At 61.9% G+C, this 12,951-nt stretch carries 11 protein-coding genes and 1 tRNA gene; 6 read left to right on the forward strand and 6 right to left on the reverse strand.

What is annotated here, in order from left to right; genetic code table 11:
* Positions 1 to 42: 42 nt before the first annotated feature.
* Positions 43 to 396 (forward strand): hypothetical protein, encoded by a 354-nt coding sequence (locus ASD99_RS15970; protein ID WP_057144239.1) that lies wholly within the window; start codon positions 43 to 45, stop codon positions 394 to 396.
* A 254-nt stretch (positions 397 to 650) separates the two neighbouring features.
* Here ASD99_RS15970 and ASD99_RS15975 read toward each other — a convergent pair.
* Positions 651 to 725 (reverse strand) — tRNA-Val (locus ASD99_RS15975).
* 139 nt (positions 726 to 864) lie between these two features.
* Positions 865 to 1,548 (reverse strand): phosphoglycolate phosphatase, encoded by a 684-nt coding sequence (locus tag ASD99_RS15980; protein ID WP_057144240.1) that lies wholly within the window; start codon positions 1,546 to 1,548, stop codon positions 865 to 867.
* Positions 1,549 to 1,929: 381 nt separating this feature from the next.
* On the opposite strand from ASD99_RS15980, the gene rpiA reads away from it, so the two are divergent.
* From rpiA to gor, 3 genes are all read left to right on the forward strand, one after another.
* On the forward strand, positions 1,930 to 2,661 hold the full coding sequence (gene rpiA, locus ASD99_RS15985) for a ribose-5-phosphate isomerase RpiA (RefSeq protein ID WP_057144241.1): 732 nt from the start codon (positions 1,930 to 1,932) through the stop codon (positions 2,659 to 2,661).
* Positions 2,648 to 3,247: a DUF2059 domain-containing protein gene (locus tag ASD99_RS15990; RefSeq protein WP_056587767.1), complete on the forward strand. Its 600-nt coding sequence runs from the start codon at positions 2,648 to 2,650 to the stop codon at positions 3,245 to 3,247. The genes rpiA and ASD99_RS15990 overlap by 14 nt, the downstream gene beginning before the upstream one ends.
* 220 nt (positions 3,248 to 3,467) lie before the next feature.
* Positions 3,468 to 4,859 carry a glutathione-disulfide reductase gene (gene gor / locus ASD99_RS15995; protein ID WP_057144242.1) on the forward strand — a complete coding sequence of 464 codons (1,392 nt, stop codon included), beginning with the start codon at positions 3,468 to 3,470 and terminating at the stop codon, positions 4,857 to 4,859.
* Positions 4,860 to 4,927: 68 nt separating this feature from the next.
* Here the strand turns inward: gor and mgtE are convergent, their stop codons facing one another.
* Together mgtE and ASD99_RS16005 are read right to left on the reverse strand one after the other, a co-directional pair.
* A complete protein-coding gene (mgtE, locus tag ASD99_RS16000) occupies positions 4,928 to 6,292 on the reverse strand; it encodes a magnesium transporter (RefSeq protein ID WP_057144243.1) in 1,365 nt (454 codons plus the stop codon).
* Positions 6,293 to 6,564: 272 nt separating this feature from the next.
* The gene (locus tag ASD99_RS16005; protein WP_056587775.1) at positions 6,565 to 8,457 is read right to left on the reverse strand and encodes an ABC transporter ATP-binding protein/permease; all 1,893 of its coding nucleotides are present in this window, start codon (positions 8,455 to 8,457) and stop codon (positions 6,565 to 6,567) included.
* Positions 8,458 to 9,061: 604 nt separating this feature from the next.
* On the opposite strand from ASD99_RS16005, the gene ASD99_RS16010 reads away from it, so the two are divergent.
* Entirely contained in the window at positions 9,062 to 9,508 is a 447-nt protein-coding gene (locus ASD99_RS16010; protein ID WP_056587778.1) for a hypothetical protein, read from the forward strand.
* Positions 9,509 to 9,540: 32 nt separating this feature from the next.
* Here the strand turns inward: ASD99_RS16010 and ASD99_RS16015 are convergent, their stop codons facing one another.
* Entirely contained in the window at positions 9,541 to 10,221 is a 681-nt protein-coding gene (locus ASD99_RS16015) for a DsbA family oxidoreductase (RefSeq protein WP_056587850.1), read from the reverse strand.
* A gap of 17 nt (positions 10,222 to 10,238) precedes the next feature.
* Complete coding sequence (locus ASD99_RS16020) at positions 10,239 to 12,059, reverse strand: extracellular solute-binding protein (protein ID WP_057144244.1); 1,821 nt, start codon at positions 12,057 to 12,059, stop codon at positions 10,239 to 10,241.
* A gap of 232 nt (positions 12,060 to 12,291) precedes the next feature.
* Between ASD99_RS16020 and ASD99_RS16025 the strand changes: the two genes are divergently transcribed.
* Complete coding sequence (locus tag ASD99_RS16025) at positions 12,292 to 12,921, forward strand: invasion associated locus B family protein (RefSeq protein WP_027036590.1); 630 nt, start codon at positions 12,292 to 12,294, stop codon at positions 12,919 to 12,921.
* Positions 12,922 to 12,951 lie beyond the last annotated feature (30 nt).

Consider the following 12,951-nt stretch of genomic DNA (forward strand, 5'->3'; position numbering starts at 1 on the left):
GCTATGGTGTGCATGCATGATCAGACAGCAGGGATACGAGGCATGCCCGAAGTCACCCGCCGTACACTTCTTGCGTTCACCGCCGTGGCCTCGGTCATTGAACCGACGTTCGCCGAAGGGGAAGGTGCCTCACCCGAATTGCGGGCGCTGATCGGAGCCCATGAAGCCACCTATGTCGAGCTTCTCAGGGTTGTTCATCAAGCGGGCAGTAGCAGCCACGAACGCAAGAGGGCAGACCGGATTGAACAGGAAGCATTGCTGGCCATCTGCTTCTATCCTGCGATCAGCCGAGGCGACCGCCGGGCCAAGGCCGATTACCTGTTGACCGCTGAGGCTCGGGGTGAACTCGACCTGGAAGAGCACATGCAGGCCATCCTGCACTCGATCAAGCGCTGATCGCGGCGCGACCGGCGCATCTCCACAACCAGACATCGCCGACTTTACCACCATGGCGACAAGCTGGTCGGGCATTGCCGGTATCTCTACGTCGATGCTCTATAAATTTGTTTGGCCAAGGCAAACTGCGTGTGAGCAAATTCGGGGGGGCGCACGTTAATCCCCAAATCTGAATTAGAGCGGTATTTGAGGGAGATAACCTGATCAATGAGGCAGCGGTCACTGCGGCCGCAAATCGACTGCCGTACAGATTTTGGTGGGCGATGCAGGGATTGAACCTGCGACCCCACCCGTGTGAAGGGTGTGCTCTCCCGCTGAGCTAATCGCCCGCTCGTTGCCCGAAGGCCAAGCGAGCCGCGATATAAGGGAGGCAGGTGTGGGAAGTCAAGGCGGTGTCCGGCGTTCTGACACGGACCGGATTTGCGGCCGTTTCCGCCTGTCGCCGAGGCGACGCCGGTCGCTTTCCGGTCAGTTTCCGGCGGCGGCAATCAGCCTCTGCGCCAGATCGAGCGTCAGCGCGTCGAAATGTGAGATCACCGCCGAGGGCTCGAACTCCCGCACATGGCGGTCGGTGTAGCCGAAATCGACCGCCACCACCGGAATGCCCGCAGCCTTGGCGGTGTCGATGTCAGTTTGCGAATCGCCGACCATCAGGGCGCGATGCGGGTCGCCGCCGGCCAGCTTGATGGTCTCGATCAGATGGCGCGGGTCGGGTTTACGGAAGGCGAACGTGTCCTGTCCGGCAATTGCCGCGAAATGCGTCGTCAGGCCGAGCGCCTCGATCAGCGCCAGCGAGTTGGCTTCGTATTTGTTGGTGCAGATGGCCAGGAGATAGCCGGCCTCCTCGAAGCGCGCGATCGCCTCGACGACACCGGGGTAGGGGCGCGACTTGCCGGGGATGTTGATTGTGTAGTGGTCGAGGAAGAGTTTCAGCAGCCGGTCGTGTTCCGCGACATCGAGCGACCGCTGCTGGGCAGCATGCGCCCGCTCGATCATCACCCGGCCGCCGTGACCGACAAAGCGCCTGAAGCCGGCCTCGTCGACCGCCGCGAGCGCGCTGGCGGCAAGGCTGTGGTTCAGGCTGTCGAGCAGGTCCGGCGCTGTATCGATCAGCGTACCGTCGAGGTCGAACACGATGATCGGTCGGGTCATGGTCTGTCCTGCGCAGATTTGTATAAGGGGGAGGCGATAAAGGCTGCGACGCGTCAAGGCAAGCGGGCTAGGGCAAGCCGGCCTGGCAAAGCTCGCTCAGGCAGGTCCAAGAGCCGGACATTTCTCGGCGAGCTTCCAGACATGAAAAACCCGCCAAGGCGGCGGGTCGTTGGCGCAAATCAGCACCATGGGAAGATATGTAGCATAGCTGCCGCCACCGGATCAAGAAAAAATTCCTATCGGAGCTGTAGGGCATCGCTCTCTGTCCGCGTGTGCACAACATGCCACGCGCCAACGGCAGCAGGCCGCCGCCAAAGGCTTTGACCAGACCGGCAAAGATGCTAGGAGCCCAAAACGTCAGGTTTCGGGGCAGCAAACGGCATGGATGCAAGGCAATTGAAGGTCGAAGCCGCACGCGCGGCGCTCGCCCATGTCACGGACGGCATGCGGCTCGGCATCGGCACCGGCACCACGGCCGAAGAGTTCGTGCGGCTGCTTGCCGAAAAAGTCGCCACCGGCATGACCATCGTCGGCGTGCCGACCTCGGAGCGCACGGCGTTGCTCTGCCGTGAGCTCGGCGTGCCATTGTCGACGCTGGAGGAAACACCCGAGCTCGATCTCACCATCGACGGCGCCGACGAAGTCGACCCGGAGCTGACCCTGATCAAGGGCGGCGGCGGCGCGTTGCTGCGCGAGAAGATCGTCGCCGCGGCGTCCCAGCGCATGATCGTCATTGCCGACCGCTCGAAGATGGTCGAGACGCTCGGCCGTTTTCCCCTGCCGATCGAAGTCAACCAGTTCGGCCTGCGGGCAACCGAAATCGCGATTGCTGCCGCGGCTGAAAAGCTCGGTCTTTCCGGTCCGGTCATATTGAGGATGACGGGGGGCCAGGCTTTTGTTACAGACGGCGGCCATTTTATCCTCGATGCATCTTTTGGCCGCATTCCGGATACAAGAGCGCTTTCGAATGCTCTGCACGCCATTCCGGGCGTGGTCGAGCATGGTCTTTTCATCGGGCTGGCTTCAGCGGCCATCATCGCCGGCGGCGACGGTATCCAAACCGTCCATGCCGCCCGAAAACCAGGGAGTTCTACCGATCATGATGTTGCATAACCGGGTTCGCAGCCTTTGCGCCATTCTGGCGGCCTCGGCCGTTCTTGCCTTCTCTTCGCCGGCATTTTCGCAGGATGTCACGGAATCGCACCTGAAGGCCGCCCGCGCGGCGGTCGCGGCGATCCACGCGACCGACCCGTTCGACAACATCCTGCCGCAGGCGGCCGCCGCGCTCGAGTCGCAGCTTATCCAGAAGAACCCGGACATGCAGGAACTGATCGGCAAGACGATCGCCGAGAAGGCACTGGCGCTTGCCTCGCGCCGCGCCGACCTCGAGAAGGAAGCAGCACTCGCCTACGCAAAAGTGTTCTCCGAAAAGGAACTGACCGATATCGCCGCCTTCTACAATTCCGATTCGGGCAAGAAGCTGCTCGATAGCGGCCCAACGGTGACCCGCGACCTGGTCAAGGCAGCCGACATCTGGCAAAACGGCGTCGGCCGCGATCTCGCCCAGCAGGTTGGCGAAACGCTGGCCGCTGCCGCCAAAGCCAAGGCGCAGGCAGCACCAGCCGCGCCTGCTGACGGAGCCGCTCCGGCGGATGGCGCAGCACCCGCCGATGGTGCGGCGCCCGCGGACAACAACTGATCCTGCATTTCAAAACGGCCTAGAGCCTGTTCCACCCCGATGGAATCGGGATGGGGCTCTAGCTCTTTATTTGAGCATGATCTTTTCCGAAAACCGGATTCCACTTTTCGGGATCATGCTATAGCGGCCATCTGCAAAAGCCCGGCTTGTCCGGGCTTTTCTTTTGATGCCTGGCAGCCTACCTGTCTCTCACATTTCTGAAGCTTGAGGGAGCCGCGTCATGGCCGGTCACGACTACGATCTTTTCGTCATCGGCGGCGGCTCGGGCGGGGTGCGGGCGGCGCGCGTGGCGGCCGCGCTCGGCAAGCGTGTCGGCATCGCCGAGGAATACCGATATGGCGGCACCTGCGTCATCCGCGGCTGCGTGCCGAAAAAACTCTATGTCTATGCCTCGCAATTTCCCGAGCATTTCGCCGACGCCGCCGGCTATGGCTGGACGGTGCCGGAAGCCAGTTTCGACTGGGGGACGCTGGTTGCCAACAAGGATCGCGAGATCAGCCGGCTGGAGGCGATCTACAAGAGGAACGTCGAGGGCGCCGGCGGCGAGACCTTTCACTCGCGCGCCATGATCGTCGATCCGCATGTGGTGCATCTTCTAGGCGAAGATCGCACCGTCACCGCCGACCAGATCCTGATCGCCACCGGTGGTCGCCCGGCGCCGCATCCGGCGCTGCCCGGCCACGAGCATTGCATCTTTTCCAACGAGGCTTTCGACCTCAAGGAACTGCCCAAGGCGATCATGATCGAAGGCGGCGGCTACATCGCCGTTGAGTTCGCCAACATCTTCCACGGTCTCGGCGTCGACACCACGCTGGTCTATCGCGGCAAGGAGATACTCAGCCGGTTCGACATGGACCTGCGGCGCATGCTGCACGAGACGATGGAGAAGAAGGGGATAAAGATCCTCTGCCATTCCGTGTCCGAATCAGTGCGCAAGCGGCCGGACGGCCGGCTCGACGCACTTCTCAGCAGCGGCAAGGTGCTGACGGTCGACCAGGTGATGCTGGCCATCGGCCGCATTCCCAACACCGAGAATATGGGCCTGGAGGGCATCGGCCTGGAGATGACCAAGACCGGTGCGATCGCCGTCGACCAATACTCCCGCACCAACATCGAAAACATCTGGGCGATCGGCGACGTCACCAACCGCGTGCAGTTGACGCCGGTGGCGATCCACGAGGCGATGTGCTTCATCGAGACCGCCTTCAAGGGAAATCCGACCGCGCCAGACCATGAGACGATCGCCACCGCCGTGTTTTCACAGCCGGAGATCGGCACCGTCGGCCTGTCGGAGGATGATGCCGTAAAACGCTTCGCCGACATCGAAATCTACCGCGCGACATTCCGGCCGATGCGGCACACGCTGTCCGGGCGCGACGAGAAGATGCTGATGAAGCTGGTCGTCGATGGAGCGTCGAAGAAAGTGCTTGGCGCCCACATACTGGGGCCGGACGCCGGCGAGATGGCGCAGCTTCTCGCCATTCCGCTGAAAGCCGGCCTGAGCAAGGATGATTTCGACCGCACGATGGCGGTGCATCCGACAGCGGCGGAAGAACTGGTCACCATGTACAAGCCGACCTATCGCGTGAAGGACGGCGAGCGGGTGGATTGACGGCAAACGCCGGACTACAGAACTCCGCCGCGGCAAGGCCATTTGCCACGGCGGAGATAAGGAAGCTGCTACAGCAGCGTTCCGCGCAGGATCACCAGCGCCACCGAGAAATAGATCACCAACCCGGTGACATCGACCAGCGTGGCGACGAATGGGGCCGATGCGCTGGCTGGATCGAAGCCGATGCGTTTCAAGGCGAAAGGCAGCATCGACCCCGACAGCGAACCGAAGGTGACGATACCGACCAGTGCCGCACCGACCGTCGTGGCGATCAGCGGCCAGTGCGGGCCATAGTCGTAGAACCCCATATATTGCCAGAGCGCGACGCGGCAGATGCCGACCACGCCGAGCATTGCGCCGAGCACGAGGCCGGTCGGCAGCTCACGCAGCGCCACCCGCCACCAGTCGCCAAGACCGATCTCGCGCAGCGCCATCGCCCGGATGACGAGCGACGTCGCCTGCGAGCCGGAATTGCCGCCCGAGCTCATGATCAGCGGGATGAACAGCGTCAGCACGATCGCCTTCTCCAGCTCGCCCTCATAGCTTTGCATGGCGTTGGCCGTCAGCATCTCTGAGATGAACAGCGCGCACAGCCAGCCGCCGCGCTTCTTGATCATGGCGAGAAAGCTCATCTTCATGTACGGCTCGTCGAGGGCCTCCATGCCGCCGAAGCGGTGCACGTCCTCGGTCGTCTCCTCGATCATCGTGTCGATGATGTCGTCGATGGTGACGATGCCGAGGATCTTACCGTGGTCGACGACCGGGACGGCAAGCAGATCGTATTTGGAGATCGTCTGTGCCAGGGTTTCGCGATCGGTCAGCGGGCTGACCGTCACCGGGACGCGGTCCGGCGCCACCGTCATGATCGAGTCATCAGGATCACCGGTGATCAACCGACGCAGGCCGGTCGAGCGCACAAGCAGGTGCGTTTCCGGATCGACGAGATAGATCGCGTAGACGGTTTCGCGCGTCCGCTCGACCTTGCGGATGTAGTCGAGCGTGCGGCCCACGGTCCAGTCCGAGGGCACGCTGACGAACTCTGTCGTCATGATCGAAGCGGCACTGCCTTCGGGATAGCCGAGAATGGAAAGCAGTGTTGCGCGCAGCGGCGGCGCAAGCCCGCCGAGCAGCTCGGAACGGGCCGGCTCGTCGAGCTCGCGCAGGATGTCGGCGGCGCGGTCGACCGACATGGCGGTGAGCAGCTTGCCCGCCTTGGCGCGCGGCAGCGCCTCCATGAGTTCGGACGCGCCGTCAAGTTCAGGCTGATCGAAGATCTCGACCAGCCGCTCGAACGTCACTTCACAAAGCAGTTCCGTCGCGCTTTCGCGCGGCTCCCTGTTCAGGGCCTCGACAATGTCGGCGACGTGATCGTTGGCTAGGATACGGGCGATCGCGACGGCTTCGTCGCTCGCGACGGCGGTAAATTCGTTCATGGTTCACTCCTTGCCATCCGGCAGGACATGAACCATGAGAGGTCACGTCTAGGCGGACGGCTGTTGCGTTCGACTGTGACTGTCGCCAGGCATGGCGCGGTGACCTTTCCGCTTGCGGGTTCGTAGTTTGACTGTCTGCAAGCGGGCGCAAGATAGGAGCGCGCCTTGCCGTGTCAATCGCGGGGAGGGAGGAAAATGCCGGCGAGTGGCACAGATCGCGCGACTGTGATCGCAGGCCGCCGCATGACACGGCCGGCTCGGGTCGAAGCGTCTTATTTCTGCTTTAGCCGACGCGAGAAACGCAGCCACTTGTCCTCGACCGGCCTTGGCTGCGCGAGAATGGTGGTGAGCTCGACAGGCAGGGTCGGAACCAGCGGCTTCTTGGTGGCGACGCCGTCGGCGATAGCGACGATGCTGTGATAGAATTCGCTGCCGGTCATCGATCGCGGCGCCACCGCCTCGTGCATGACGCTGATCACCGTGACATCGGGGCAGTTGTCCTTGATGGCCTGGTGGAAAGCAATTTTACCATCGGGGTCGAGCGCGCCGGTTGCCTCGTCGAGGAACAGCAGTCCCGGCTGCTGCAACACGATACGGGCCACCACCAGCTTCTGTTTCTGGCCGCCCGACAGGACCTGATCCCAGCTTTTGCCTTCGCGGTTTTCGTCGGCCATGTGCTCGATAAAGTCGCCCAGGCCGGCCTTGTGCAGCGCGGACGCGACCTGCGCGTCGCCATGGTCGTGCTCGGAGCCGGGCAGGCAGACCAGCTGTTTCAGCGACACCGGCTGCAGCTTGACCTCCTGGGCGGCATAGAAACTCTTGACGCCTTCGGGGAAAACAATGGTGCCGCGGCCATAGGGCCACAGGCCGTTGATCGCCTTGATCAGCGAAGTCTTGCCGCAACCGGACTCGCCTTTCAGGAAGGTCCATTCGCCGCGCCGGAAACGCAAATTGGCGGCACTGAGGAACGGCGTGGCATCCTCGCCCTGATGCGCCAGTTCGAGCTTCTGGATGGTCAGACCGAAAACCGGGTTCTGGTTGGTATAGTGGAAGTCGGAGCAGCCGGTCTGGCTGTAGAATTCCTGCGGATGCTGGACATTCTCGATCGCGTTGGCCAGCTCGGTGACACGCTGGCTGTTGGCACGCAGCGTGGCGATGGCGGGCATGACGTGGATGAACCACGAACACTGGCCGATCAGAGAATTGACCAGTTCGGAGCCGGTTATGTAGCCCTTGAGATCGAGGCCGTTGTGGATGAACGGCACCAGGCCTGGTCCGTAGGCGACAATGCGGGCGCCGATGAAATTGTAGATCAGCTCGAACGACATGTAGACGGTGTTGACGATGTTCAGCCGCGTCCAGGTGCCGTCGATGTCGACATAGAGCCGGCCGTGCATGGTCTTCTGGACGCCTTCCCCCTGAGACGCCGCGACATGGAAGCTGCGGCGCAGAAACGTGGTCAGTTCGCCGCGATAGCTGCCTTCGGCCTGCTGCATCCTGACGTTGAGGCGCTCGAGCAGGCTGCCGAGCTTGACCGCGATCCACGTGTTCAGCGGCACGTAGGTGGCGACGGCCAGGAAGGCGAGGACAGCGCTGCCATAGCTGCCGAGGAACTCCAGCCCCTTCACCTCGACGGAGTTTTCGAGCAGCTTCTGGCCGACGAAATAGAGCGAAGTGGCGACGGCCAGCACGCCCATGGCGAGCCCGATGGCGCCGCCGGTCATGTCCTTGATGGATTCCTGGATGCGCTGGTCGATGTTGTCGGGGGCCGGCGCGCCGCTGCCGGTCGACGTATGCTGGGCATGGAAATGCGTATGGTTGCCATCCAGCAACGCTTCGTTGAAGCGGCTGTCCAGCCAGCCGCGCCATTTGCGGTGCAATGTCGCCGAGACAAGGTTGCGGATGCCGGTGAAGCCGGCGTCCTTGAGCACGACCAGCAGCACGAGGATGCCGGCATTGACCAATAGCGAGCGAAGCGGCGTGGTGTTGGCGGCGTCATGGAAGAAGGCGATCGAGTTGACCAGTTCGCCGGAGGCCTCGGCGAACCAGACACCGGCCTTGCTGGAAAGCGCCGTGAGCAGCGCGATCACCAGCGTCAGTGTCCAGGCTTCCTTCCAGCGGTCCGAGACCCAGTAAGCCCGCATCAGGCCCCAGAAGCTGCGCATCGACGATACCGGCGTCTGATGCGATCGCCCTGCGGCATCGCGAGGTGTTTTTTCCGGTACTGACTCTTGCGATGGTCTACCGACCCGAATCACGATCCCGCCCAAACCTTTTTTCTTTTGTTACGGATGGTAACACCAATTGATCATTTTCCATTAATTTTTGAAGCTGGCCGAACGGATTACACCCAACGGCCGTTGCCAAGAGGCAACAGATGACACGCTGAAATAGGGCGGCAACAGCCGGCAAAAATCAGGATATCGTTATTGATTTCAAGCGCTTGACCTGCGGTGGCATGCCGTCAAAGAAGCTTCCCTAAGGGAAGGTTTTCACACGGTTTCGTGTACTCGAAATCGTACGGACCGCGCGATTTTCTCAAAGCGGGCTGGCCCGCACATCGGAAAATTTGCCGTTCGTGACCTCGCCGGGTTTGCCGCTATCGTCATTGCCGGAGGCAGGAAGTGACCGGAAAATCGTCTGAGCGGCGCGTTTCGTCTTGTCGGGTCAGCTCAGGAACTGCGTTTGACAATTCATCCGTTCGGGATTGAACCTTGCCAGCATTGTCGACACCCATGCATGTCCGGTTCTCCAACAAGGAAGTTCCCAATGCTTGCACGCGCGGCCGCAGTCCTGTCCCTCATCGCCTGGCTGCCCCTCTTTGTCTCGGTACCTTTGGCCCATTCCGCCGAGCAGAGCATCCCGGCTAGCGCCGAAGGCCAGATCGAGTTCAACACGCCGTCCGGCAACATCGGCTGCATCTACACGGCAAAAGGTGGCACCAGCACCTATGAGCCGCAGGACGGCGGCCCGGAATTGAGTTGCTCGCGCGTCGAACCGAGCTACGTCACCATCATCCTCGGCCCGAAGGGGCCGGCGACACTGATCAAGAACCCAGGCGAGCAAGGCTGCTGCAGCGATGTCGACAAGCTTGGCTACGGGAACAGCTGGAGCGCAGGGCCGTTCTCGTGCCAGTCGTCAACCAAGGGACTGACCTGCACGGCCACAAACGGCCATGGATTTTTTATCAGCAAGGCCAAGGTGACGGTGAAGTAACGCTTGCTGTTGTCGCGGAGAGGGTGCCGGCCTCAGCCGACCTTTTCCAATTCGCCGCGCGCCTTGGCAGCCGCCACCTGGCGAATGGCATCGGCCAGTGTATCGGCATCCTGCGCGCCCATGACCGCGTATTTACCTTCGAGCAGGAAGCACGGCACGCCTGTTATGCCCATGCGCGACGCGGTGGCGATCTCGGTGCGAACCGCCTCGACATCGGCGTCGGTCGGCAAAAGCGTGGCGGCCACGGATGCGTCCATGCCGGCCTCGCGCGCGGCTTCAACCAGCACGGCATGGTCGCCGATGTTGGCGCCTTCCTCGAAATTCAGCTGGAACAGGCGGCGCACAAGCCTGTTCTGCACGGCTTCGCCGGCAGCACCAGCCCAGCGGATCAGGCGATGCGCATCGAGCGTGTTCGGCGCCACCTTGATGGCGTCGAAGGCGAAGGGGATGCCTTCGGCTTCGCCCAACGGCTCGATGCGGGCATGAATCTCGCGGATGCGCTCGTCGCTGCCGAACTTGGCCAGCATGTAGTCGTGGCGATCCTTGCCTTGCGGCGGAATGGTCGGATCGAGCTGGAATGGCCGCCAACGGACATGCACCTCGGTCCCTTCGACAGCGGCGATCGCTCTGTCGAGCCGCTTCTGACCGATGAAGCACCATGGGCAGACCACATCGGACACCACATCGACGGTGATGGCGTTCAGCTCGCTCATCTCGATCTCCTGACTCTTCAGTTCGGCTTGCGCCACCAGGTCGGCAGTTGATACCCAAATATGGGCGTCTTTTGCGGATGTTCCAGATAGTTCCAGTAGGCAATCCATTGCTGCGTGTTGTGCTGCATCGGCACCATGTAGTTGCCGGAGATCAGCAGCCGGTCGAGAACGCGAACGGCGGCGACATAATCCTCCTTCGAGCGGGCGCGCAGCATCGCTTCGATTGCCGCATCCACCGCGGGATCGGCGACGCCGGCAAGATTGAACGAGCCTTCCGTCCTCGCCGCGGCCGAACTCCATCGCCCGGTCTGCTCGATGCCGGGCGACAGCGAATTGTTGAAGCCGCTCGATCCGACCAGGACCTCGAAATCGAAGCGCTGCTTGCGCGACTGGATCTGATCGCCGTCGAGGCTGCGAATGGTGACGTCGATGCCGATCTTCTCCAGCGTGCGCTGGTAGATGCCGGCAAGACGCTCCTCGTCCTGGGAGGCGGTCAGTATCTCGAAGCCGAAAGGTTTGCCGTCGGCATCGAGCATCGTCCCATCCTGCACGTGGTAGCCGACGCTCTTCAGCAAGTCGAAGGCTGCCTTCAGTATCCGGCGGTCCTGGCCGGATCCGTCAGTCACCGGTGGCCGGTACGTGCCGTCCATGACATCGGCCGGCACGCGGCCGGGGTAGGGCGCCAGAAGTGCTTTCTCCCTGTCGTCGGCCGGATGACCGATCGCGGAAAGCTCGGAATTCTGCCAGTAACTCATCGTGCGGGTGTATTTGCCGCCAAACAGGTTCTTGTTGGCCCATTCGAAGTCGTAGAGCATGCCGAGAGCGCGCCGCACGACCGGGTTGGCGAACTTCTGCAGCCTTGTGTTGAACAGGAAGCCGGTCACCACGGGCGGAATGCCGGTGTCGAAGGTTTCGGCGACCACGTCGCCCTTGTGGAAGGCCGGAAAATCGAGATCGCGCTCGCGCTTGACCGGATCGCTGTCGTCGTCGATGGCACAAAGGCCTTTCTTGAACGCTTCGAGCTTGGCGTTGGCGTTGAGGAAATACTCGATGGTGATCTGGTCGTAATTGTCGAAACCGCGCTTGGCGGGGACATCCTTGCCCCAGTAATCTGCGTTGCGCTTGAAGACGATGCGCTGGCCGGGCTGTACCTGCGCGATCGTATAGGGACCACTGCCGATCACCGGCTTAAGCGTCGTCTTGTCGAAGGTCTCCTTGTCGAAGGCGTGCTTCGGGATGATCGGGGTCAGCGCGATGATCAGCGGGAATTCGCGATCGGCCTTGTCGTTGAAGATGAAGCGCACGCTGTGGTCGCCGGTCTTTTCGAGCTTGGCGACCCTGGCCATGCGGTCGCTGTAGGGCGGGCGACCTTTCTCCGTATAGACGTCATAGCTGAACAGCACGTCCTCTGGCGTCACCGGCTGGCCGTCCGACCACTTGGCTTTCGGATTGAGGTGGAATTCGATGCTCTTGCGCTCGGGATCCATGTCGGCTGTTTCGGCCAGCAGCCCGTAGAGCGTGAAGGCCTCGTCGGCATTGCGCTGCATCAGCGGTTCGAAGACCAGATTGCCGAAGATGGTGTCCATCATACCGCGCGCCGTCGTGCGCAGGCTCTTGAGGATGAAAGGGTTGAGGTTGTCGAAACTGCCGACGACGCAATAAGTGATGTTGCCACCCTTCGGCGCGTCCGGATTGACGTAGTTGAAATGCGTGTAGTCGGACGGCAGCGCCGGTTCGCCCTGCATGGCGATCGCGTGCTTCGGCTCCGATGCGGCCGGCTGATGCGAAAGCGCGAGAAACGATATCGCGGTGATCAGCCAAACAAGAACGCGGCCCATGACCGTCTCCTTAACAGATCGGCTTGATGATTCGGTGCGCACCCTAGCATGAGGCAGCTGCGCGCCGGCCAACCGCGCGTTCAACAATTGCTGACATCGGGCTGGATTCGGCCTCGCTTGCAGTGTAACACGCCCTCCGAAGTCATTCTGTTGCCTCATTTCGGCAACAGGTAGCTGGACCACACGGCACGAAGAAGCCGGTCCCGGGATCATTTGAGAGGAAGTGCACGACATGACGAGCCTGAACAGCAACGCGTACCGCCTGTCGGTCATGGCCGCTGGCGTGATCGGCTTTCTGGGCGCAGGACTTCCCGCTGCTTCCGCACAGCAGCAACAGCAGATTCCGCAAGGCTGGTTCAAGGCCTGCACCAAGCAGGAAGACGTCGACATCTGCAACGTCCAGAACATCACCACCGCCGGCAACGGCCAGCTGGTCACGGGCGTCAGCCTGATCGAGCTCAAGGGCAAGGTGAACCGTAAGGTGTTCCAGGTGACGGTCCCGACCGGTCGTCTGGTGCCTCCCGGCATCGGCCTGCAGATCGACACCGGCAAGGCGCAGAAGCTCGATTATGTGATCTGCTTCCCGGATCGTTGCGTGGCCGAAGTGCCGCTGACCGATCAACTCGTTGCCGCGTTCAAGAAGGGCCAGGCGATCACGCTGACCTCCGTCAATTTCCAGAATCAGCCCAATCCGATCAAGATTGCCCTGCAGGGCTTCAGCGGCGCCTATGACGGCCCGGCGCTGCAGCAGTCGGATATCGAGGACCGGCAGAAGAAGCTTCAGGACTTCGTCGCCAAGAACAACCAGGATTTCGCCAAGAAGCTGAAGGAAGAGCAGGACAAGGCCAAGACCGCCAACTGATCGGCCGAATTCGCCGAGCCAACAAAAAAG

This window comes from Mesorhizobium sp. Root695 (assembly GCF_001428185.1).
Lineage (GTDB): Bacteria > Pseudomonadota > Alphaproteobacteria > Rhizobiales > Rhizobiaceae > Mesorhizobium.